This window comes from Staphylococcus simulans (genome assembly GCF_047037175.1).
Classification (GTDB): domain Bacteria; phylum Bacillota; class Bacilli; order Staphylococcales; family Staphylococcaceae; genus Staphylococcus; species Staphylococcus simulans_C.
This window is the reverse complement of sequence record NZ_CP178241.1, coordinates 172,472-197,218: the sequence shown is the minus strand read 5'-3', so window position 1 is coordinate 197,218 and position 24,747 is coordinate 172,472. Positions and strand designations below refer to the sequence as shown.

Genomic DNA, 24,747 nt, shown 5'->3' with positions numbered 1-24,747 from the left:
ATTGCGTGTGACGCACAAAAACTGGCTGGGGTTCTCCCCTGCCAGTTTTTTTATACATAAATTTAGACTATTTTGCTGAAGGATTATAGAATATATAAGTAGCGTATTTTATCAATACAATAAAGGAGGAAGAAATAGATATGAAAACCCCTATCATCATAGATACTGATCCAGGTATTGATGACGCAGCAGCAATCAGCATTGCGTTGAATCACCCTGAGATTGATGTAAAAATGATTTCAACCGTACACGGTAACGTCAATATAGATAAAACAACGCGCAATGCGTTGCAACTGAAAGCATTCTTTGACAGTGATGTACCTGTACATCGTGGTGCAGCTGCACCATTAATTAACGCACCTATTGATGCATCTCACGTACATGGTGAAACAGGTATGGGCGGTTATGAACTTCCAGAACCCTCACCAGAATTACTTGCCTCTAATCAAGCGATAGAAGCAATGCATCAAACAATCTTAGATGCGGATGAGCCTATTACTCTTGTCCCCATCGGACCTTTAACTAATATTGCATTGTTGTTTAAGACGTATCCTGAAGTTAAAGCAAATATCAAAGCCATTGTCTTAATGGGCGGCAGTGCTGGACGTGGTAATGTCACTCCCGCTGCTGAATTTAATATTTACTGTGATCCTGAAGCAGCAGCTATTGTCTTTCATGCTGGTTTGCCAATTACAATGGTTGGTTTAGATGTTGCACGCGGTGCAAGTTTATCAAGTACGGCAATTGATGAATTAAAATCAATTAACCACACAACAAACATGCTGTATCATATGTTCAATCATTATCATGGTGATGAATTCGATTCGGGCATTGCTGTGTATGATGCATACACGATGCTTTACTTACTGCATCCAGAACACTTTAAAACTGCAAATGCTAAAGTCGATGTAGAATTAAATGGTGCATTCACACGTGGCGCAACGGTTGTAAATTACAATACACAAGAAAAACCAGTGAACGTCGTTTTAGCTGTCGATAAAACACGCTTTAAACAACTCTTCTTTGAGGCACTTGCCCATGCCAAATAACTCTAGAACACAAGACATTATAAAATTTTCACTATGTTATAATAATTATGAAATCAAAAATTATCCGGGTTGTGATTTATGTTGAATTTAAAAGAATCTCGTCATCAAAAAATATTAACGATCTTAAAAAACAATGGAAGTGTCAGTGTTAGTTATTTATCCAATGATATGGATGTTGCGGCAATGACTGTCAGACGTGATTTAAAAGAACTTGAACAAAAAGGCTTACTCGTACGTGTTCATGGCGGTGCTGTATTACCGCATACGTTTTATAATGAACTTGCGAATGATGAAAAGCAGCAGCTTAATAGTGAGCAAAAACGTGTTATTGCTGAAAAAGTAAGTCATCTGATTCAAAATGAAGATACGATTTTCATTGGTTCTGGTACGACCAATGAAGCTATTTATCCTTTCATTAAAGACATGCGTCTACATATCATTACGAATTCGCTGTATATATTCCAACAATATGAAGCATTAGAACATATGGATATTGTATTAATCGGAGGACGTTACCGTAAGAAAACAGGATCATTCATTGGACGTCTCGCTAACTCAATGTTGAAATCATTACATATTGATAAAGCTTTTATCGGTGTGAATGGTATTAGCGAGAATGATGCGACAACCGCAAATGAAGAAGAAGGTAAAGCCAATGAAATTATTTTGAACCAATCTTCAAAGAAATACCTTGTTTCTGACAGTTCAAAATTCAATACACGTGCTTTCTCTGTTTTCTATCCAATTGATCAGTTAGATGCGATTATTACAGATGACGCTATCCCGCATTCAACCAAAGAAGCCTATCAAAAGTACACTGATATTTTATAAACCAATACGAACATTAACGCACACAAAACGTGTGCGTTTTCTTTTTGTCCAATTATTGAAATATCCCCGCTTACTCTCTCTAAAATCCCCTATTCTCAATAGATTTACCTATTTTTTACAATCTATCAAATTGACAAATTACCCTATGGAGTGTATATTCTAGATAAGAACAAAATCAAACATTTTCGAACAGGAGGGTTTATTATGTCTATTGTTATTCATAGTGATTCACAGTCAAAAGAATTAAAAGATTTCATTTTAGAATCTTTAGCAGATGCTGAGTATGAAATTGAGGACTTATCAGTAAACAGTAAAGCAACTAACATTGCTGAAATTACTTTCGAGGTTACTAAATACGTCCAAGAGCACGAAGGTACGAAAGCCATTGTCATCGACAATTACGGTATTGCACCTTTCAACTTTGCAAACAAACAAAAAAATATTATTGCTGCAACCGTTTCTGATGAGCAATCAGCAAAAATGACTCATAGACACAATAATACAAACGTTATCGTATTAGGTAGCGAAGTTGTAGGTAAATTAAACGCATTAAACTGCGTAAAAGCATTCTTAAAAGCAGGCTACGACGCTGGACGTCACCAAATCAGAGTAGATATGTTGAATTCTTTATGTTAATGGGAGGATATTAAATTATGAAAATTGCTATTGGTTGTGACCATATTGTTACAAATATTAAAGCAGAAGTTGCTACTTATTTAAAAAATAACGGACATGAAGTTATTGATGTCGGTACTTATGACTATGTACGTACACACTACCCTATCTATGGTACTCGTATCGGTCATTTAGTAGCTACAGGAGAAGTAGACTTTGGTGTTGCATTATGTGGTACTGGTGTAGGTATCAGCGCAAGTGCTACTAAAGTTCCTGGAACTCGTGTTGCATTAGTACGTGATGCTACAAGTGCACGTTTAGCAAGAAGCGAATACAACTGTAATATCATCGCTGCCGGCGGTATGGTTACAGGTGTTGACTTAATCAAAAACATCGTTGATACATTTGCAGAAACAGAATATGAACCAACTCCAGAAAAAGAAGCAATCATCAAAGCAATGGATGAAACTTTAAAACCTGAAGATGTTCATTACTCTCCAGATATGTTCGATGATTTCCTTACTAAATGGAATAATGGAGAATATCACGACTAATGACATTCAAATTATTAACCGTTACATTAAATCCTGCAATTGATATCAATTACCCTTTAGAACACTTTGAAATCAATTCAGTTCAACGTGCAACCGAAGATTACAAATCAGCTGGCGGTAAAGGCATCAACGTAGCACGTGTTGCGAGTGAACTAGGAATTGATGTTACATGTACAGGAATTATCGGCGGTAAATTCGGCGAGTGGTTGACAAACAACTTAGATGAAACAAAAATCCAACATGATTTTACAATTTCACCAGCTTCAACTCGTTTATGTATCGCCGTTACAAGTGAAAATAGTCAAACTGAAATTCTAGAAAGCGGTGCATTACAACCTGAAGAAATTCAAGATCGTTTCCTAGAACACTTCAATACGATTATTTCTAACTTTGACTTAGTTACGATCTCAGGCAGCTTACCTAAAGGCTTCCCTGAAGATTATTACGTCAAATTATTAGAAGTCGCAAATAAACAGAATGTACCTGTTTGCTTAGATACTTCTGGCCAAGTACTAAACTATACTGTTAATCATTCTAAACATTGCCCTCCTCTCTTAATTAAACCAAATGATGAAGAGATTAAAGCAATTACAAACTCAGATAATTTCGATTTAGCAAATCAATTATTAGACGAAAGCTTAGCGCATATTCCATATATCTTATTATCTTTAGGTAAAAATGGAGCATTGCTACGTCATCAAGAACAAGTCTATAACATTGATATTCCTAAAGTCGTTGCGATTAACCCAGTAGGTTCTGGAGACAGCAGTTTAGCTGGTTTCAGCTATGGTATCTCTAAAGATGCTTCTATCCAAGACTCAGCAACATTTGCGATGGCTGCTGGTATTTCAAATGCATTAGAAGCACGAACTGGACATATTGATTTAAACAACTTTGAGAAATTCAGTAATCAAATAACAATTGAAAAGGTGGAACATTCATCATGACAAAATCAATTAAACCTTTATTAAACGACAAAAACTATATCGCTGCATTAGCAATCGACCAACGTGGCGCTTTAAAACGCTTATTAGGTGCAGATGCTAAAACAGAAGATTTAGAACAATTCAAAGTACATGTATCTGAAGAATTAACTCCATATGCATCAAGCATCTTATTAGACCCTGAATATGGTCTTCCAGCAACTAAAGTTCGTGCTAAAAATGCTGGTTTATTATTAGCTTATGAAAAAACTGGTTACGATGCTTCAGAACCAGGTCGTTTACCTGACTTATTAAACGTTTGGTCTGTTAAACGTTTAAAAGAAGCTGGCGCAGATGCAGTTAAATTATTAGTATATGTTGACATCGACGAAGACAAAGCTATCAATGATCAAAAAGAAGCTTTCGTTGAACGTGTAGGTGCTGAATGTGTAGCTGAAGAATTACCATTATTCTTAGAAATCGTTTCTTATGACGCTAACAACGCTGACAGCGGTTCTGAAGAATACGCTAAAGTAAAAGCACACAAAGTAAACGAAGCAATGAAAAAATACTCTGAACCTCGTTTCAACGTAGACGTATTAAAAGTAGAAGTACCTGTAAACATGAACTATGTTGAAGGATTTGGTGAAAAAGCATTATTCACTAAAGAAGAAGCTGCTCAAGCATTCAAAGAACAAGCTGCTTCAACTAACTTACCTTACATCTACTTAAGCGCAGGTGTATCTGCAGACTTATTCCAAAAAACTTTATACTTCGCTAAAGAATCTGGTTCTACATTCAATGGTGTATTATGTGGCCGTGCTACATGGAGAGGCGCTACTGACCACTTCTCTGAAGGCGAAGACGCTGTAGTAGAATGGTTCCGTACTGAAGGTAAAGCTAACATCGAAGGTTTAAACAAAGTATTAGATGAAACTGCTAACCCAGTTAAATAATAAATTGAATCACTACCTTGCCTAGCAACTTTTTGGTTGCTAGGTTTTTTTGCGCATCTATATAGACAACTCTCTATATAGTTGGTAATCTGTTAATGAAAGGATGATTCAATGGATTATCAAATACTCTCACATTATTTAAAAGCTATCTCAAATCCTATTCGATTAGAGATTCTCAATATACTCTCTTGCGGTGAATTATGCGCAAATGATTTATTGACTCACTTTCAAGTCACTCAACCTACGCTCAGTCATCATATGAAGGCACTCGTCGATAATCATTTAGTTACGAAACGACAGGATGGTAATAAACATTATTACCGCTTAAACACACAGACTTATACGTTGCTGTTAGATCAACTTCATGACATCGGTACATCCCAAGCAGATTGTGTCTGTCATACCATACATAAAGGAGTAGAACCACAGTGACTTTTCTAGCAATTTCTATTTTTATATTGACTTTAATCTTCGTCATTTGGCAGCCTAAAGGACTAGATATCGGTATGACTGCGCTTGTCGGCGCATTGCTTGCCCTACTGACTGGTGTTGTCTCAATGAGCGATGTCGGTGAAGTAACGAACATTGTCTGGAATGCGACGTTAACCTTTGTCGCACTGATTATTATTTCTTTAATCTTAGATGAAATCGGCTTCTTTGAATGGGCTGCCTTACACATGGTGAAAGCTTCTCAAGGCAATGGGATAAAGATGTTTGTCTATATCATGTTATTAGGTGCTGTAGTTGCTGCACTCTTCGCAAATGATGGTGCTGCACTGATCTTAACACCGATCGTACTTGCGATGGTCCGCCACTTGAACTTTAATCAACGCGTGATTTTCCCATTCATTATCGCAAGTGGCTTTATCGCTGATGCTACATCCCTGCCTTTAGTCGTCAGTAACTTAGTGAATATCGTTTCTGCTGACTACTTTAATATTGGTTTCGTTGAATATTTGATGCATATGATACTCCCTAACCTCTTTTCACTTGGGGCCAGTATTTTAGTGCTATATCTTTACTTTAGAAAGGCCATTCCGAAACAATTCGATGCGACTACTTTAAAATCACCACGCAGCGCAATTAAAGATGATAAATTATTTAAAATAGCCTGGGTTGTATTGTCCGTTCTACTCATAGGCTATGTTATCAGCGAGTCTTTCAATATACCTGTATCATTTATCGCAGGTATTGTCGCAGTGGTCTTCTTACTGCTTGCGAAAGGTTCAAAAGCGGTTCACACCAAAGCAGTAATTAAAGGCGCACCCTGGAATATTGTGTTATTTTCTATCGGTATGTATTTAGTCGTCTTCGGACTTAAAAATGTAGGTATTACAGCACTATTAGGAAATATCATAGATCTTTTCTCTCAACACGGCTTATTCAGCGGTGTGATGGGCATGGGCTTCTTATCGGCTGTTTTATCAGCGATTATGAATAATATGCCGACCGTCATGATTGATGCGATTGCGATTAATCAAGCACACGCATCAGGCATTATTAAAGATGGTTTAATTTATGCGAATGTCATCGGATCTGATTTAGGCCCTAAAATGACACCTATCGGTTCCCTTGCGACCTTACTCTGGTTACATGTACTGTCCCAAAAAGGCGTTAAAATCTCTTGGGGTGTTTACTTTAAAACAGGTGTAATTGTGACGATACCTGTCCTATTTATCACACTGATTGGTTTATATCTATCACTATTACTTATTTAGAAAAGAGGAACTTAATATGGAAAAACCTATCATTTATTTTATCTGTACAGGCAACGCTTGTCGCAGCCAAATGGCTGAAGGCTTTGGGAAAGTTATTCTTGGAGATGAATGGACAGTCATGTCTGGCGGTATTGAAGCACATGGGGTAAATCCCCTAGCTATAAAAGCTATGGAAGAAGTAGCTATTGATATCAGTAACCAGACATCTGATAAAATTGATACTGAATTATTAAATCGCGCTAAACTTGTGGTAACATTATGCGATCATGCGGATACACACTGCCCTGCAGTACCAAAGCATGTTCAAAAGGTTCATTGGGGCTTCGAAGATCCTGCTGGCAAAGACTGGTCTGTCTTTCAACGTGTTAGAGATCAAATAGGTCAACGCATTTTACAGTTTAAAGATACAAAACAATAATATACTTTCTATGAATCAGTCAGATGCATCATAATCAGATGTAATTAAATTAAATGTGAAAAGCAAAACCCCCTCAGGATTTCCTGAGGGGGTTTGTCTTACTTAATTACTTTCCATAAATATCTTCTGATAATTGTTTATACCATTTCGCACTGTCTTTAACATAACGTTTTTGAGTTTCGAAATCGATATAGAATAAACCATAACGTTTATTATAGCCGTTTGACCAGCTGAACATATCTTGTAGTGACCAGATGAAGTAACCTTTAACGTTGATACCGTCTGCGTATGCACGTTCGATTGCTTCAATGTGTTGTCTTACATAATCAATACGTTCGTCATCATGTACTTCTCCGTTTTCTTCAAGTACATCTTTGTAACCTAAGCCGTTTTCAGTAACATAGATTTTTTTGTAGTCTGGATAGTCTTGTTTAACACGTTCCATCATGTCGTATAGACCTTGTGGATAGATGTACCAATCCCAGTCATTTGTAGGGATTGCTTCGTTTTTAACAACTTCACCGATACCTTTAACACGGAAGACAGAAGTTCCTTTGTCACCAGTACCATTATGATGGATATAGCTTTCTTCATTATGGTATTTGATCCAGTTACTTTGATAATAGTTAATACCTAAGAAGTCTAATTGTGGTGCAGCTTTACGGATTTCTTCTAATTCGTTTTCACGAATATCTAATTGTTCGAATTCATCACCTAAGATTTCTTTTACTACAGCTAATTTAGCTGGTGTGTAGTAACCTAGGAATGTACCATCTAACATGAAACCATTCATGAATACATCATGTTTGTATGCAGCAATTTGGTTTAGTAGTTGATCGTCGATGCTGTAGAATTGTGTTAATGCATGAACTAAACCGATTTCACCTTCGTAACCTTTTGATTTGAATAAGTTTACGATACGGCTATGTGCAGCGATTTGGTTATGTTGTGCTTGTAAACATTTTAAAGTGTTGTACTGTTCACCAGGAGGGAAAGCACCTGTGATGTTTCTACCAATACAGAATTTGTAGATGTTCGGCACGATGAATGCGACTAAGAATGCTGCGATTAATCCTTTAGTACCTAATAATTCAATGCTGATACCATCTTTGATTGGTTTAACTGCTAAAATTAATAATGAAGCTTCAGCAGCTACGAATGTTGAAATTACGTTGATTTGGTTCGTTTTAGGTAATTTCAAGTTTCTGTTGTCGGTAAGTGATTTAGTTACAGTACCTGCCATGAAGACGGCTAACATACCCATCGTGAAGTTATAAACTTTCATGATGATGTCTTCAATATTTTTAGGCCAGTGGAATCCCCATACGTTTGGTACATATGCTACCAAGATAAATAAAAATGAGAATAAAACGACTGGCATTAACGCTACGAAACCATCACGGATTGCAGTTAAATATGGGTTAGATGCAATCTTTTCAAAGAAAGGTTTCATTTTTTCAATCATTTTAATAATTTTATTCATGCTGTCACCTGCTTATTAGTGTTTTAAGTCACGGAGTTGTTCATATAAGTCGATCATGTAGTTTGCTGCGTCTCTTAAGGCCATTGTAGTCATCAAATGGTCTTGACCGTGAACCATGATAAAGCTAATATCAGATGCTTCTCCTGCTGCTTCTTTCGCTAACATTTGTGTTTGTTCCTTGTGTGCTTCAGTGATAAAGTTGTTGGCTTCAACAATATGTTGACGTGCTTGCTCAAACTCGTTTTCTTTAGCAGCGGCTAATGCTGCCATTACTTCTCTACGTGCATCACCTGCAATCGCAACGATTGTGAAACCAATCATCATGTTTTCTTCTTTGTTGCTCATGGTGTTTCCCCCTTAGGTTGAATTAAAATGTGTAATTTACAATTATCAACGCCAACGATACAAAGAGAACATAAAAAAATTATCGCAGCTTTTATGTTCGTTATTGTTCGTTTTTGTTCACAATAATAATGTAACTTTTTAACTCGTCCTAGTCAATTCAAATTTTAAAAATTATAGTCGTTTCACGCTATTTTTGACAAATAAGTTACATAATCTACATAGAATTGACAGCGCTTTACAAATTTGAATGAATTCCCTTACATTTTGACGTAAAAAAAAGACTACCTAGGAAAATCCTAAGTAGCCTATCTCAACATTTGAGATTAATCATCTTTTTCTTGTTTTAAAACTTTAGCTGTTTTCGCATCAAAGCTGAACTCTTGTTTAGCGTTGCCTTTTTGTAAGTCTACATCGTAGACAAATTTACCTTCGTCACTATCTCTTGATAATGACCATTCATGGATATCACCATTATAACTGTCTTGTGCTTTTTTGATGATTTCATCATAAGGTTTGAAGTCTTCATATTTGAATGATTTTGCTTTGTCATAGTCATCTTCTTTTTCAGTAGACTTATTCATGACTTTACCATCTTTATTGTTGATGATAACTTCCGCTTCTTCACCTTGTTTTTGTAAATCGATTTTATATGCCCATTTGCCTTGTTCTTTTTCAAATGAGATTTCTTTTAATTCACCATCGTATTCTTTCTTAGCAGTTTTCACTGCATCCTCAGGTTTTGTTTTAATATCTTCTAGTTTAATCACATTACTGTTTTTACCAGTTTCACTTGTACTAGAAGTATCCCCTTTTTGTGTTTGCTCAGTATCTGCTTTTTGTTCTGAACCATTTTTGTTATCATCGCTTGATCCACCTTGTCCACATGCGGCAAGGACTAATCCTGAAGCGACTAATAAAGAAAGCATTTTTTTCTGCATATCGATTCCTCCTTATTTTAATATACCCGCTTGGCTATGAATTATTTAAATTATTCACAATATTTCGTGTTAATATACATTAATATAATTTCTTTTCGCTTTATTTAACTATTTATCAAAAGAAAACAGACTGGCTTCCTGTACACATTTGTACAGGTTAGACAGTCTGTTACTTTATAGTCTTATTAGCTTGTTAATTTTTTATAGGTGTCGGATCAGGTTGTTTAAGATAATTCATAAATATATCTCTCATATATGTTTCATTTTTACCTGTTGGCTTTTGATAGTTTGTACCCATAACCAAAATATAATCTCTATTGAAATAACAAGTAAATTGTTGCCCATAAAAGATACCATTCGTCCGTCCACTCTCACCATAACTATAAAAGCCATAGCGGTATGCATGTGGAAATTCTTTCGTACCTAGCTCATGCAGGATTTGATTCGTGGTACGTGCATCAAACATCTTATCCTGTTGTAAGGCTAAAACATATTTCCCCATATCTCTAGGTGCCATATATAAATTACCTGCACCATAATATTGATCTAAGTACAGCGGCAATTCTGGTATTTTAAAATCATTATAGCCTTTAGCCATATATGGTCGATATGCATTATTGTTATAAAAAGCCGTTTGATTTAAGTTAAACGGTTGTGCAAAATTACGGTTTAAATAATCTGCATAAGACATTTTTGTGACCGCTTCTATCACTCGTGCTAACACGATATAATTCGCATCATTATATTGATGCTTTCTGAACATATTCGGCTGCAAACCTTGTTCCTGCAACATGTGTACCGCACCATCAATACTATGAATACTGGCTTTCGGTCGAAACATTTGTATACCGCTTTGATGCATCATAAAATCACGTAAAATCAATGGTTCATCCGTGTGAAACCATGGCAAATATTTTGTCACAGCATCATGAATATCCAGCTTGCCTTCACTTTCTAGTTTCTTAAGCATCATACCGGTCATAAACTTTTGTGCTGATCCGATTAAATACATAGAATTAGGATTTGACTTTTTACGATTGATAAAGTCTTGATACCCATACCCTTTATCCATCACTAATTGGCCTTTGTAGTAGAGTGCAAGATCACCATTAAATTTTTCATTGTTTAAATACGCATCAATTGCTTTATAACGTATATTCTTTTCATCCATCACTGTTTTATAACTGCCAATATCTTTTGCTGGATGATGCGGTTTAGATTTTGGAAGGTCTTGCAAGTGTCCGTATTGTTGTATATGTTTTCTGTTTAAATAATAGGTCATCACACTGACTAGCAGTGCGACGATAACTATAAATAGGATTAGCTTTGCTAGTTGTATTTTCATTGTTGTCCTCTTCAATTGATGTCTCTATTTGAGAAATAATAGATTGCTATAACTTTCCTTACTTAATCATTGGAATCTTGATAACACGTAAATCATATTGTTTTAGGTTTCTTGGTTGGATCTAACTGATGTAGTTGTTTCACAAATATATCTTTCATATACTTTTCGTTTACATATCTAGGATATTGATAATTCGTACCCATCACGACGATATAATCTTTATTAAAATAACAAGTCATTTGATGGCCGGCAAACATACCATTAATACGGTTGCCATTGTCGAAACTATAAAATCCATAACGATAAGGATCATTGTAATTAGGTGTGTGCAGTTCATATAATAGCCCTTGTGTATCATTAGGAGAGAGTACTTTGTTTTCTTGCAAAGCAAGAACGAGTTTCCCCATATCCCTCGTGGACATAAATAGATTGCCTGCCCCATAGTAGTGATCCATATACTTTAAAGCTGCCGGTTGTTTCTCTATAGTATAACCTTGTGCCATAAAGGGTTGGTATTGTGGTTCATTATAGAACGCTGTTTTGTATAATTTATTAGGATTTTTCAAAGTTTCATCAAAATACTGACTAAATGGCTTTTTCGTTACTTTTTGAATAACATCAGCTAAAATAATATAGTTTCCATCATTATATTGATGTTGATGATATTTTCCTGGTTGAATTCCTTCACGTTGTAACTCTCTTGCGACATCCTCATTACTATGCGCAGTATCACTGCCTGTAAATTTCTTCAAACCGCTTCGATGCAACATTAAATCTTTCAAATAGATAGGCTGCTCTGTTTTAAACCATGGTAAATATTTATCCAAACGATCATTAATATTTAACTTACCTTGCTCTTCTAGTTGTTTCAACATCAATCCTGTTGTGAACTTTTGAGAAGAACCAATTAAATACATAGAATTAGACGTGTTTTTCTTGTTCTCTTCAAAATTTTGATATCCATATCCTTTATCCATAATTAATTGGCCTTTATGAAAGATGGTGATGGTACCGTTGAACCCTTTTCCTTTTAAATATGCATCGATATTAGAATCTACTGTATTCTCTTTCATAACAGTATGGTAATCTACCATTTCTTTTGATTGTGCCTGTTTATTGATTTTTGGCAATTGATTGTGACTATTACTTTGCTGATGTCTCCAATTTAAGAAATAGGAGAATGTGCTGACTAATAATGCGACAGTGACGACAAATAGTATGCTTTTGGCTATTCTTTTATTCATTCATTTCCTCTTTTATTGATAGGTCTTTCTTTGTTATTTTATTTTAAATAGGCTTGTTCAAATTGTGTAACGACAGCATCTAAATCCTCAACATTTAATGAGAAATAGACTTTAACTTTAGGTTCTGTACCTGAAGGTCTTAACGCAATAAAGCCCTCATCCAATATAAAACGGATTAAGTTGCTTTGCGGTAAAGTGGTTTCCATTGTTATATTTTGAACTAAATCAGTAATCGTTTTCGTCTGATAATCTTCAATTTGTTTTACTTTCAATCCAAGCAGTGTTTTCGGTTGTTCTTTTCTGAATCCTTCTAATAAGGAATTAATTTTTTCTCTGCCTGCTGCACCTTCGAATTTAGGTGAGATTGTTTTATCTTTGAAGACACCGGTTAAGTTATAAACTTCATCCAAGATATCTTTAAATGTCTTACCTTGTTGTGCAAGTTCATTTTTATATTTTACTACTAATGGAATCATTTGAATCGCATCTTTATCTCTTGAAAATGGCGCCGCAAGATAACCATGGCTCTCTTCATAACCTAATACCAATTGCGCATCCGTATCTTGTTTGTTTTGTAAGATTTCAGAGATAAATTTGAATCCTGTCAGTACTGTATTGCTTTCTAATTTTAGTGCTTGTGCTAAACGATCACTGGCTGCACTGCTGACGATGGATTTAACCATGTAAAGTGGTTGGTTCACACCTTCTGCTTTTAATTGATCATAGCGCAACTTCAGTAAGATTAAGCCAATTTCATTCCCATTGAAATATCGGTGGCTGCCATTATTGTAACGTTCAATCATTCCAAAACGATCAGCATCAGGGTCAGTGGCTAAAATCAACTGCGCATTTTCCTGATCAGCCAAGCGCAAGCTATACGTAAACGCTTGTTCTTCCTCTGGATTCGCATACGCAACAGTTGGGAAGCTGCCATCTGGTTTAGATTGTTCTGCTTCAATGACATAATTACTGTAATTCAGTTTTTCAAATATTTCCGATAAAATCGGCAAGCTTGTACCATGCAAGCTCGTTAATGCAATTTTTTCAGTTTGCGTTGGAATGGAATCTACCAATTGAATCACTTCAGCTTTATACGCATCTGTCACATCCTCAGATAAGTATGTAATTAATCCTTTGTCCAATCCTTCTTCAAAATCTCCGCCTTCAATTTCTAATGGATCTTCAATTTGATTAATATAACCGCTTAACATTTCAGATGGTTTCGGCAACAATTGTCCACCGTCTGCACCATAAATCTTAATACCGTTATATTCTTTTGGATTATGACTCGCAGTAATCATGACACCTGCATCTGCTTCTAAATAACATACCGCAAATGATAACTCAGGGGTAGAGTTGTAACGTTTACCTACAACTGCTTTCACACCAAATCGTGCTAATACAGCAGCGATTTCATGCGCAAATTCTTCTGATAAAAAACGTGTATCAAAGTGAATCACGACTAATGATTCTGGTTTATGTTCACTCAAATATTTAGCTAAGCCTACTGCAACTTTACGTACTGTAAATGCATTTAATCGACCAGGTCCTAAACCAATCAATCCTCTGATACCTGCTGTACCAAAAGCGAGTGTATCTTCAAACCCTTCATGCTTCACACTTTCAGTCTGCTCATCATAAAATGCTGAAACTAAACTTTCTTCTATCTTATTTTCCCAATTCAATTTCATACTTAAGCTCCTCTCTATCATTTAAACCTATCATAAGTCTATAGCGCTCAATAATAGATATTATTACTTCACTTCAATAGTTTTATTATAACTTATGTTTTTCAGAATGACATACATCTATGGACTAATTATCCTCACAAATTCATAATATTTAATTGGTTATATAGTTGTAGACTCTAGTGGTAGTTAAAATTAAATTTTCACCTTGGAAAAAATCACTCTACTCACTTTTTTATTCAGCGTAAGTGTGAAATAATAAGTGGGATGCAAAATTTGTAATTTAGCCATATTAGTATTAAAATATATGGTTATAATGAGTTAATTTATGAGCAGTCCATCGGGCGTGCATCAGCTGCCTAATTATAGGATTGCAACATCTTAAAATTGAAACCGGGAGCAAGACTAATGAATAAAATTTTCAAGTATTTTTTAATACTTCTTTCACTCGTCCTGGTCATTATTCCTATTATATTCGCAGTGATGTTATATAAAACTTCAAGAAGCGCAATCGATTCATCTTTCAGCGATAATTCCAATAGAGTATCGAATTTACGTGATAGTAAAGTCAATCCTGCAAAGGAACCGATTTCTATACTTTTTTTAGGAATAGATGATAATAAAGGTAGACGAGAAGGCGGTCAAGCCACTGAGAAGTCACGCACAGACGCAATGATCCTTTCAACATTCAATCCTGATAAGAAACAGGTCAGAATGTTAAGTATTCCACGAGACACTATCAGTTATATTCCTAAAGTCGGTTATTTTGATAAAATCACACACGCGCATGCATTTGGCGGACCAAACGCTTCAATGGATGCGGTAGAAGCTACATTAAATATACCTGTCGATTATTACGTACGTATAGACATGGATGCTTTCGTAGAAGCAGTAGATGAACTTGGCGGCATCTATTATGATGTGCCTTACGATTTAAATGAACCTAATACAGGTGATGACGGTCGTATTAAAGTTAAAAAAGGCTATCATAAATTAAATGGTGACCAAGCACTTGCTGTAGCACGTACAAGATATCATGATTCCGATTTAAAACGCGGACAACGTCAAATGGATTTAATCAAAATTCTCGCAACTAAAGCGCAAAAGTTAGATAAAGTAAATAAGCTTGATAGCTTAATTAAAATTGTAGGTAAAAACTCAAAACATAACTTATCCAACAAAGATATCCAGAAATTACTTACGACTTACCTTCCTGCTGATTTAGATATTAAAACAGCTCAAATTGAAGGTGAAAATGAATTACTTAATGGCATCTATTACTACAATCCAGATATGAAGAGCATCAAGAAATATGCAAACTTACTACGTTCAGATTTAGGGTTATCTAAAATCAAAGATAAAGATGAATTCTTAAATGAACGTGTCATCAAACAATATGGTGAATTGATACCACTTACACCGATTGATGAAAGTTTGTTACGGGATAATCAAAAAGATACAACTGAATCAGACGATGAAAATTCTGATGATCAGTCACAATCAGATAATAATGAACAATACAATAATTCGGGTAATGAACAATGGAATAACCAACAAAACCCTAACAATGGCTTTAACCAAAATCAGAACCCTAACAATCAACAAAATCCGAATATGAATATGAACCCAGCGCAGCAACAAGCGCCTTCTGGTCAAGACTTTTATTAAAAGAGGAGCGATAACGTATGCCACGTAAAACCTATGAAAAATTAAATAATATCAATGGTATGTTCGGTATTTTAGAGCAGCAAATCATCCACAGTAAAGATATGGCACATTTCAGAAATGAATTCTTCTATGTGAACCATGCACATAGAGAGAATTACGAAGCGTTACTGCTTTACTACAAAAATAGTGTTGAAAATCCATTTATTGATGGTGCTTGTTATATTGTTGCTTTACCTGAAATCTTTGATCGTGTAGACGTATTTGAATCTGAACTGCCCTTCTCTTGGGTTTATGATGAAAATGGGATTACTGAAACGATGAAATCAATCAGTGTTCCGATTCAATATTTGATTGCGGCTGCACTAGAAGTGACAGACGTTAATATCTTTAAACCTTCAGGTTATACTATGGGAATGAACAACTGGAATATTGCACAAATGCGCATATTCTGGCAATACACAGCCATCGTACGTAAATACGCTCAATAATTTAAAAATCGTTACAGCGCATGATTACATGCATCTGTAACGATTTTTTTGTACACTTTTATCATATCTAAAAATAAATATGAGGATGATGACTATGTTTAAAATCGCTCAAAGTAAACAAGAATTACAAGATGTGTTTGACGTAAGAATCGAAGTCTTTGTGCATGAACAAAACGTACCTTTAGAAAATGAATTAGATGAATTCGAAGATGTTTCTACACATATTATCGGCTATGACGAAAATAACCGCCCTATCGCGACTGCACGTTACAGAGATTACAATGGTGTTGCAAAAATGGAACGTGTTGCAGTTTTGAAAGATTACAGAAAACATGGGATTGGTCGCGAATTAATGAAATATATTGAAACAATTGCGAAAAATAATGGCTATTCAAAAGCAACTTTAAATGGTCAAATTCAAGCACAACCCTTTTATGAATCATTAGGATATAAAGCTGAAGGTGACGTGTTCCTAGAGGAAAATATAGAACATGTGACGATGAAAAAAACGTTATAATTCTTTTGAAATTCACAATTTTTATTGGCGCTAAGATAAATTAATGTAACCTTTAGTAACTATTTACTTTATAAACAATTGAGCAATCACATTAAGGTTTGATTACAAAACGATTAAAAACCTCTCTATCCGACTTTAGTCGTATTATAATATATGAAAATGATATATTACATAGTTTTGACATAGTGTCATATTCATTCAGTCTGCTAGTAGCTTTGTGTGTAGAAATGATATGACCTGGATAAATGTTAATAATGCGTTTCAAAAACTATCAATGTGTTAATAACATCATCAAGTCATCTATTTTCTAACGTCACCCACAGACTTATACTTCACTGACGTTAAGAATCAAACATCTAGGAACTAGAACTGCGGATTTACTAATCTAGACGTTTATCTACAGACTGTAATATATTCAAAATAATATATTGTTAAAAGGAGTATCATTTTATGTCTAAAAAGTTTCATTACAAAACCCCAGCAATCATTGCATTAACCATCGCAGGATCTGCTATTACAACGCACCAAGCATTCGCGCAAAGTAATTCAGAAACTACAGAAACAACGAATTCTACAAGCAATGTGAACCAGAATCAACAGCCTACTGGAAATCAAGCGGCTCAAAACCAAAAAGCAACGCAAAATACGGCTAACACTATTGCAGGTACACAACAATACAAAGACCCAACACAAGTACAGCCAAAAGAAAATACACAGAATTTGAGTTACGATTCTAAACTTGATCAATTAAATACGCAAGCAGAAAAAAGTAATGAAGCCAATCCACAACCGGCTGCTGACGCTCAAAGTAATCCAACTACGCAACAAGTTTCAGCTCAAAACAATGTACAACCTAAAACTAATGGCACAACTGAACAAAACAACCAAGTTGCTCAAAACCAAGCGCAAACTAATTCACAAGTTCAACAACAACAAGTTCAACAACAAGCTCAAGCTGCTGCTCAAAAACAATCTGCAACTGCACAAACAGCTAAACAAGCTTCAACACCAACAACAGTGAATCAAACAACTCCAAAAACTGTTGAACAACCAAAAACAGCAACATATGCTGCGCGTTCAGCTCAACAACCAACAACATACACAGCACGCTCTGTACAACAATCAGCACAAACTGCGACTCGTTCAGTTCAACAACCAACAACGCGAACAGCGCAACCTGCACAAACAACAACATATAGTGCACCTAAGCCATCATTGCCAAAATATACACCAAAAGTAAATTCATCTATCAATGATTACATTCGTAAACAAAACTACACAGTACCAACATATGAACAAGATTACTCTTCTAATATTCCTAAATATAACTACCGTTACGGTAAACCAGAAGGTATTGTTATCCATGATACAGCAAACGAAAATTCAACATTGAATAATGAAGTTGCTTATATGAAAAACAACTGGCGAAATGCCTTTGTTCATGGTTTCGTAGATGGTAATCGTATCGTTGAAACAGCGAATACAGACTACCTTGCATGGGGTGCTGGTCCAGTTGCAAACGAACGTTACATTCATATGGAATTAGTGCATACGCATGATAGAGATTCATTTGCGCGACAAATGAACAATATCGCTGACTATGCAGCAACTAACTTACAATATTATGGTTTAAAACCTGATAGCGCTGAATATGATGGCCGCGGTACAGTTTGGACACACCGTGCTGTTTCAAACTTCTTGGGTGGTACAGACCATGTCGATCCTCATGGTTACTTACAATCACGTGGTTATAACTATGATGCATTATATGACTTAATCAATGAAAAATATTTAATTAAACAAGGTGTTGTAGCTCCTTGGGGTACTGCTTCAAGTACTACAACAAAACCTTCACAACCAACAACTAAACCGACAACAAAACCTAGCACGAATACATCACAATTAAAATTAATTCCTGTTGATTCACTAGGTCGATTAAATAATACAAATCACGGTTTATATAAAACAGTTTACGATAATGCAGGCGTTCAAAACGCAGCATTAAACAACCAAACTTACCGCTTAACTAAAAAAGCATTATTAGGCGATAAATCTTTCTACCTAATCAGTGACTACAATAAAGGTACAAACTATGGTTGGGTTCAATCTGGTGATATCACTTATAAAGTTGGTCACCCTGTGACAACAAACACAAAAACTTATGGTGTGAAAACAGGCACTAAATTATACAGCACACCTTGGGGTACTGATAAACAATCAGTTGCGACTGTTTCTGGTACAGGTACACAAGCATTTAAAGCTTCTAAACAAACAGAAGTCAGCCCTACACAATATGTATACGGTACAGTAAATGGTAAATCTGGTTGGGTAGATATCGCTAAATTATCTAATTACACTGCACCAAAAACAACTGTCAGCAAACCAACTACACAAGTGAAAGGTGTAAGCACAACAACACCTTCTAAAACAACGACAACAAACAAAGTTGCAAAACCTGCGACTAAGCCGTCTACAACAACTAAGACAGCAGTAAAACCAACAACTAAGCCGTCTACAACAACTAAGCCGTCTACAACAACTAAGCCGTCTACAACAACTAAGGCTACTGTAAAACCAACTGCAAAAGCAGCTACAACTACAAAAACTGCAGTAAAACCTGTAGCGAAAAAAGTTGTAAACACAGTGAAATCAGTTGCGAAAACAACTGCAAATAAAGTTCAACCAACTGCGAAAGCGGCAACAACTACAAAAGCTGTTTCAAAACCAGCAGCTACTAAAGCAACAACACAAACAGCGAAAGCACCATTAAATCAAACAATTACTGTAAACAAATTAGGTCAATATGTATCTGATAACTACGGTTTACGTGCAAGTGTTTATGATAAAAAAGGTGCAAGCGCAGCGAAATTCTTAGGTTACACTTACAACATCACAAGAGAACGTAACCAAGATGGCACATTGTACTACTTATTACAAAATATCGGTTTAACTACCCCACTTGGCTGGGTTAACGCAAAAGACGTTCGTGTTGCTGAAAAAGGACTTGTAACACCTACATCACAACAATACACGGTTAACACTAAAACAAATGGTCTTTATACAACACCATGGGGTACAGCTAAACAATTAATCGATCCATTAACAAAACAAAATGGTACATTTAAAGCGATTAAACGTACTTTAGTGAACAAAACACCTTATGTATACGGTACAGTAAATGGTAAAACAGGTTGGACAGCTGAAAAAGCATTAACACCTAAAACAACTGCGAAAGCAGCAACAACAGCAACACAAAAACAACAACCTGCAGTGAAATATGATCACGACTATATCGTGACAAGCAATAAAGGTTATTACTACAAAACACCTAATGGCGAAGTATTAGGATCATTAAAAGACCAATTCGGCAACATTATCACTGTCTTTGAAAGACAAGTTGTCAATGGCGTAACTTGGTATCATGGTGTATTAGCAAATGGTAAAACGGCTTGGGTTAAATCTGCAGACGTGCGCAATACATTAACACGCACAAACGTATCTGATTACTCATTCAATCAAGCAGTTGCTAAACAAATGAACTTACCTTGGTCACCAAAAGTTCAACACGTGCCTGGTCAATGGGACGATGCATCTGAAGATGAAGTTAGAACAGCAATGGATCCAAGAACAATTACTGAAGATGCGACACAAAAATATCAATTCTTACGATTAGATAAAGCACAAGCCCTTTCAGCAAGCAGTGTGAATAAATTGCTTGAAGGTAAAGGTATTTTAGAAGGACAAGGTGCAGCCTTCACACAAGCAGCTAAAACTTATGATATTAATGAAATTTATTTAATTTCACATGCCTTACTTGAAACAGGTAATGGTAAATCAGCTTTAGCAAATGGCGGCTATGTCAACAGCGCTAACAAAGTTGTGACGAATGAACCTAAAAAATACTACAATATGTTCGGTATTGGCGCTATTGATACAGACGCAGTACGCGGCGGCTTCAAAACTGCAGCAAACTACGGTTGGGATACTGTAGAAAAAGCTATTATCGGCGGTGCTAAGTTCATCACAAGTGATTACTTAGATAGAGGCCAAAACACACTTTACCGCATGCGTTGGAACCCAAGTGCACCAGCTACGCATCAATATGCGACTGACATCAACTGGGCAAGCCATAATGCGACAAGAATGAAACAAATGTATGATAAAATCGGTGAAACTGGTAAATACTTCGATACAGATATTTATCGCGTATAATCCAAATTATCATTGATATACTTGAAAAGGACCTGCAGCGTGTATGTGCTGCAGGTCCTTATTCATTAAAAAAACGGTATACAGAAAAGGTATACCGCATGCTTATTAAATATAAAAGCTTTTCTTATTGAGTTTTACGAGTAAATCATATAATTTTTCCACATCTTCAGCGGATAATTGGTCACAGTGTGTTTCTAACCATTCTTCACGAGCACGATTAATTTGATTGATTAGTTCTTCAGATTTCGGCGTGACCGTTAATTCTTTACAACGTAAGTCATGGTTTGATTGAACACTAACCACATATCCTAAATTAACGAGTTTTTTAATCCATCTAGAAACAATAGATTGTTCCTTACCGATTTTCATCGTTAAATCATATTGTGATAAACTATGATGTTCATTTAAAATTCGTAAAAGGTCAATTTGTTCGGTCGTTAAGTTAGCACGTTGTCCAAAATATTTATTAACGACAATCAAATCATTATGCGTCAATGTAATTTGTTGTTCAAGTTGTTTAAACATAGATGTTATACCCCGCTAGTTTTAATACACATATTATAAGTTTTTTTCGAAAAATATACAACAAAAACTTGTAAAAGTTGTTTATCTTGCATTTAAGCCTTTAAATATAATACGTTAAGAATATCGAAAATCTCAAAAGGAGTTTACATATGCATAAATCACTATCCCATAGAGATTATTATTTTGATAATGCCCGTGCCTTTTTAATTTATTTAGTAGTATTCGGACATTTATTGAACCCTTATGTAGAAGGACACAAGTACTTGGGTGCACTGTATTTATTAATCTACAGTTTTCATATGCCCTCTTTCCTATTTATAAGCGGTTACTTTGCGAAAAATATCGGTAAGCCGGATCATTTAGAAAAAGTGGCGAAAAAACTATTAGTGCCTTACTTCATATTCTTTAGTTTTTTCTCAATCTATTACTATCTGACAGGTAAAAGCAGTCACTTGCAGTTGGATCCATTCGATCCTGTCTTTGCGTTATGGTTCTTGATTACACTCTTTATCTTCCATGTCGTATTAATCATTGTAAAGAACTATAAACCTTATTATGTGCTGCCTATCGCTATCATCGTGTCATTACTTGCAGGCTTTTCATCTGATATCGACGGCTATATGAGTTATTCAAGAACCATTGTATTCTTCCCTATTTTTTACTTAGGGTACTTAATGAACAAGCATCAATCTATGATACTTAGGAATAAAAAATTAATTCCTATCTCATTATTGATATTAGTTGGATTCTATATCGTGTATATGATTCATCCTATTAATTCTGATTGGCTGCTTGGCAGTTCACCATATAGCTCATTAGATGGTCCAGATGTTTATAGTCCGTTAAAACGTTTATTACTCTATCTGATTATTTGTGCCACCATGTTTTCATTCCTGAACTTAATCCCTTCAGGACTACATTGGTTTACGTATATTGGCCAACGTACGATGTACGTTTACCTCTTGCATGGCATTGCGATTGGATTGATTAGAGGCTTTAAACTCTATCCATTCCAAGATCCAGTCACATTGTGGACTTATCTTTACTTAATTGGCTTATCAGCACTCATTGTCTATTTATTATCGACAGACATTATAGCCAAATGGACCAATCCAGTCATTAATCTCAAGTCACCATCCAAATTCAAAGCTAAATCTTAATGTAAAGTGAGGCAAATTGATTTTGTCTCACTTTTCTTTTTTGATTATCATCTTAAAATTAAAGCAATTCAGACTTTTTAGCACTGTTCAGTGTTACAATATGATAAGATAGCATTTACTTACATATCGTAGTAATCAATTGAGGTGTTAACAGAGTGAAATTATCTTTAAATACAAATTCTAAATTTTTACGTGCGCCAAGCATCAGACAATTTTCAAGTCGAATTAAAAACATACCAGATTGTATCAATTTAACGATTGGCCAACCTGACTTCCCGATGCCTGATGTAGTTAAGGACGCTTATATTCAAGCCATTGAGCATGATAAAACCAGCTATTCACATAATAAAGGCTTAATGGAAACAAGAAGCGCCATTCGACAATATTTCAACCTTCGCTATGATGTCGACTATACAGAAGAAGAAATCATTGTGACAAACGGTGCGAGTGAAGCGATTGATACGGCTTTACGCAGTATCTTAGAACCTGGAGATGAAATCATTATTCCTGGTCCTATTTATGCAGGTTATATCCCATTAATCGAAACATTAGGTGGTCATCCTGTATATGTTGATACCACACAAACAGATTTTAAAATTACACCTGAAGCCATTCGCGCACATGTGACTGATAAAACGAAAGCAATTCTCTTAAACTACCCTACCAACCCAACAGGGGTTATTTTAAATCGTGCAGAAGCTGAAGCGATCGCTGATGAATTACAGCAACATGAAATCTTCGTCTTGAGTGATGAAATTTATGCTGAAAATACATTTAAAGGCAAACATACATCTCTTGCAGAATTTGAAGGATTGCGTGATCAATTATTATTAATCAGCGGTTTAAGCAAATCACATTCAGCAACAGGCATTCGTATTGGCTTTTTACTAGGCCCTGAGTACTTGATAGAGAAATTGACATTCATGCATGCCTATAATACCATTTGTGCCAATGTACCCGCTCAAATCGCTTGTATTGCTGCGCTAACAGATGGCATTGATGCACCTAAAGCAATGAACCAAGCCTATAAAGAACGATTGAGTTATTTAAAACAACGTTTATTAGCTATGGGCTTTAAAATTGATGCAGAACCAGAAGGTGCTTTCTATATCTTCCCTAGCCTCGCACCATTCGGTATTGAAGATGACTTTAATTTCTGTGTCGATGCATTAGAAAAAGGTCATGTTGCAATGGTTCCTGGCTCTGCTTTCACAGATTCGGGCCAAGGTCACATCCGTATTTCATATGCTTATGATTTGGATACGATTAAAGAAGGAATGGATCGTCTTGAACATTATTTAAATCAGTATGTAAAATAAAATCGCATTAAGAAAGTGAGATAGACTTACCTGTTAGGTCTACCTCACTTTCTTTTTTAAGTATAATTGTTGTGCACGCTAACTTAATACGATTCCTAAATGAATTATCCTCTTTAGTGAGCATAACATTCCCTCTTTTATCCTCAGTATTTCTTGTTGCCTTAGTTAAACTTCTGGTTGACTCAGATTTTTTTCAGCGAAACCAAGCATCATGTTATAGTAGATTTCTTTTTCCTTTGAATCTAAATTCAATTGATTAATCACTTGTGTTGAAATGTTCTTAAATTCTGCTTTCAATGCCTTTCCCTCTTCGGTTAAACTTAACATCACTTTTCGTTCATCTTCTGGTAGTCGTTTTCTATTGACCAAGTTCTTCTTTTCTAATCGTTTTACAATTGGGCTAATCGTCCCTGAATCTAAATACAATTTATCACATAGTGTTTTCACAAACACTTCTTCATCATCTTCGATATAAGATAAAACCATATAATTTGGGAAGCTGATATTGTATTGCCTTAGATATTTGTTGAAGCGATTAATCACTTCTTTAGTTGTGATGTAAAACAGAAAACATAAATCATGATCAAGATTCTTCTTTGTGCTCTCACTCATTTATTTCACCTCTACGTTAAAATATATTCAATTTCATAATGATTGTCAATGTAATAGTTTTATTTATTAAGTAAATTTACGGTTACTTTATATAATTTGTTTAACTCACTCGACAAATTAATTTACATAATCATAACGA

23 protein-coding genes are annotated in these 24,747 nt (G+C 35.4%); 15 read left to right on the top strand and 8 right to left on the bottom strand.

Going from position 1 to position 24,747, the window contains the following annotated elements:
* Positions 1-140 precede the first annotated feature (140 nt).
* The 9 genes from rihC (at position 141) to arsC (ending at position 7,064) form a co-directional block, all read left to right on the top strand.
* Complete coding sequence (gene rihC / locus ACFCT9_RS00885; RefSeq protein ID WP_412520062.1) at positions 141-1,049, top strand: ribonucleoside hydrolase RihC; 909 nt, start codon at positions 141-143, stop codon at positions 1,047-1,049.
* A gap of 78 nt (positions 1,050-1,127) precedes the next feature.
* Positions 1,128-1,880 (top strand): DeoR/GlpR family DNA-binding transcription regulator, encoded by a 753-nt coding sequence (locus tag ACFCT9_RS00880; protein WP_412520060.1) that lies wholly within the window; start codon positions 1,128-1,130, stop codon positions 1,878-1,880.
* 204 nt (positions 1,881-2,084) lie between these two features.
* Positions 2,085-2,516, top strand: a complete 432-nt coding sequence (locus tag ACFCT9_RS00875) for an RpiB/LacA/LacB family sugar-phosphate isomerase (protein WP_412520058.1) — start codon at positions 2,085-2,087, stop codon at positions 2,514-2,516.
* Between the two features lie 17 nt (positions 2,517-2,533).
* A complete protein-coding gene (gene lacB / locus ACFCT9_RS00870) occupies positions 2,534-3,049 on the top strand; it encodes a galactose-6-phosphate isomerase subunit LacB (protein ID WP_412520056.1) in 516 nt (171 codons plus the stop codon).
* Positions 3,049-3,996, top strand: a complete 948-nt coding sequence (locus ACFCT9_RS00865; RefSeq protein WP_412520054.1) for a 1-phosphofructokinase family hexose kinase — start codon at positions 3,049-3,051, stop codon at positions 3,994-3,996. Before lacB ends, ACFCT9_RS00865 begins: the two co-directional genes overlap by 1 nt.
* Complete coding sequence (lacD, locus tag ACFCT9_RS00860; protein WP_412520052.1) at positions 3,993-4,928, top strand: tagatose-bisphosphate aldolase; 936 nt, start codon at positions 3,993-3,995, stop codon at positions 4,926-4,928. Before ACFCT9_RS00865 ends, lacD begins: the two co-directional genes overlap by 4 nt.
* 111 nt (positions 4,929-5,039) lie before the next feature.
* Positions 5,040-5,360 carry an ArsR/SmtB family transcription factor gene (locus ACFCT9_RS00855; RefSeq protein ID WP_412520050.1) on the top strand — a complete coding sequence of 107 codons (321 nt, stop codon included), beginning with the start codon at positions 5,040-5,042 and terminating at the stop codon, positions 5,358-5,360.
* Positions 5,357-6,646: an arsenite efflux transporter membrane subunit ArsB gene (gene arsB / locus ACFCT9_RS00850; protein ID WP_412520049.1), complete on the top strand. Its 1,290-nt coding sequence runs from the start codon at positions 5,357-5,359 to the stop codon at positions 6,644-6,646. The genes ACFCT9_RS00855 and arsB overlap by 4 nt, the downstream gene beginning before the upstream one ends.
* Positions 6,647-6,662: 16 nt before the next feature.
* A complete protein-coding gene (gene arsC / locus ACFCT9_RS00845) occupies positions 6,663-7,064 on the top strand; it encodes an arsenate reductase (thioredoxin) (RefSeq protein WP_412520048.1) in 402 nt (133 codons plus the stop codon).
* Between the two features lie 106 nt (positions 7,065-7,170).
* Here the strand turns inward: arsC and ACFCT9_RS00840 are convergent, their stop codons facing one another.
* The 6 genes from ACFCT9_RS00840 to ACFCT9_RS00815 form a co-directional block, all read right to left on the bottom strand.
* Positions 7,171-8,547 (bottom strand): family 1 glycosylhydrolase, encoded by a 1,377-nt coding sequence (locus tag ACFCT9_RS00840; protein WP_412520046.1) that lies wholly within the window; start codon positions 8,545-8,547, stop codon positions 7,171-7,173.
* Positions 8,548-8,562: 15 nt separating this feature from the next.
* A complete protein-coding gene (locus ACFCT9_RS00835) occupies positions 8,563-8,892 on the bottom strand; it encodes a PTS lactose/cellobiose transporter subunit IIA (RefSeq protein WP_412520045.1) in 330 nt (109 codons plus the stop codon).
* 323 nt (positions 8,893-9,215) lie between these two features.
* Positions 9,216-9,830, bottom strand: a complete 615-nt coding sequence (locus tag ACFCT9_RS00830) for a PepSY domain-containing protein (protein ID WP_412520043.1) — start codon at positions 9,828-9,830, stop codon at positions 9,216-9,218.
* A gap of 193 nt (positions 9,831-10,023) precedes the next feature.
* Positions 10,024-11,175, bottom strand: a complete 1,152-nt coding sequence (locus ACFCT9_RS00825; protein WP_412520042.1) for a serine hydrolase domain-containing protein — start codon at positions 11,173-11,175, stop codon at positions 10,024-10,026.
* A 92-nt stretch (positions 11,176-11,267) separates the two neighbouring features.
* Positions 11,268-12,419 (bottom strand): serine hydrolase domain-containing protein, encoded by a 1,152-nt coding sequence (locus tag ACFCT9_RS00820; protein ID WP_412520040.1) that lies wholly within the window; start codon positions 12,417-12,419, stop codon positions 11,268-11,270.
* A gap of 38 nt (positions 12,420-12,457) precedes the next feature.
* The gene (locus tag ACFCT9_RS00815) at positions 12,458-14,110 is read right to left on the bottom strand and encodes a phospho-sugar mutase (RefSeq protein WP_412520038.1); all 1,653 of its coding nucleotides are present in this window, start codon (positions 14,108-14,110) and stop codon (positions 12,458-12,460) included.
* 405 nt (positions 14,111-14,515) lie between these two features.
* Between ACFCT9_RS00815 and ACFCT9_RS00810 the strand changes: the two genes are divergently transcribed.
* The 4 genes from ACFCT9_RS00810 to ACFCT9_RS00795 all read left to right on the top strand — a co-directional run bounded on the left by ACFCT9_RS00810 (position 14,516) and on the right by ACFCT9_RS00795 (position 20,992).
* Complete coding sequence (locus ACFCT9_RS00810; RefSeq protein WP_412520036.1) at positions 14,516-15,775, top strand: LCP family protein; 1,260 nt, start codon at positions 14,516-14,518, stop codon at positions 15,773-15,775.
* Between the two features lie 17 nt (positions 15,776-15,792).
* A complete protein-coding gene (locus tag ACFCT9_RS00805; protein ID WP_412520034.1) occupies positions 15,793-16,263 on the top strand; it encodes a DUF2538 family protein in 471 nt (156 codons plus the stop codon).
* A 94-nt stretch (positions 16,264-16,357) separates the two neighbouring features.
* Positions 16,358-16,780 (top strand): GNAT family N-acetyltransferase, encoded by a 423-nt coding sequence (locus tag ACFCT9_RS00800; protein WP_412520032.1) that lies wholly within the window; start codon positions 16,358-16,360, stop codon positions 16,778-16,780.
* Positions 16,781-17,230: 450 nt separating this feature from the next.
* Positions 17,231-20,992 (top strand): glucosaminidase domain-containing protein, encoded by a 3,762-nt coding sequence (locus ACFCT9_RS00795; protein WP_412520031.1) that lies wholly within the window; start codon positions 17,231-17,233, stop codon positions 20,990-20,992.
* A gap of 105 nt (positions 20,993-21,097) precedes the next feature.
* On the opposite strand, the gene ACFCT9_RS00790 is transcribed toward ACFCT9_RS00795, so the two are convergent.
* Positions 21,098-21,517, bottom strand: coding sequence for a MarR family transcriptional regulator (locus ACFCT9_RS00790; RefSeq protein WP_412520029.1), 420 nt, complete (start codon positions 21,515-21,517; stop codon positions 21,098-21,100).
* 149 nt (positions 21,518-21,666) lie between these two features.
* On the opposite strand from ACFCT9_RS00790, the gene ACFCT9_RS00785 reads away from it, so the two are divergent.
* Both ACFCT9_RS00785 and ACFCT9_RS00780 read left to right on the top strand, forming a co-directional pair.
* Entirely contained in the window at positions 21,667-22,677 is a 1,011-nt protein-coding gene (locus tag ACFCT9_RS00785) for an acyltransferase family protein (protein WP_412520028.1), read from the top strand.
* 155 nt (positions 22,678-22,832) lie between these two features.
* Positions 22,833-23,996, top strand: coding sequence for an aminotransferase class I/II-fold pyridoxal phosphate-dependent enzyme (locus ACFCT9_RS00780; RefSeq protein WP_412520026.1), 1,164 nt, complete (start codon positions 22,833-22,835; stop codon positions 23,994-23,996).
* Positions 23,997-24,161: 165 nt separating this feature from the next.
* Here ACFCT9_RS00780 and ACFCT9_RS00775 read toward each other — a convergent pair whose 3' ends face one another.
* The gene (locus tag ACFCT9_RS00775; RefSeq protein ID WP_412520024.1) at positions 24,162-24,608 is read right to left on the bottom strand and encodes a MarR family winged helix-turn-helix transcriptional regulator; all 447 of its coding nucleotides are present in this window, start codon (positions 24,606-24,608) and stop codon (positions 24,162-24,164) included.
* Positions 24,609-24,747 lie beyond the last annotated feature (139 nt).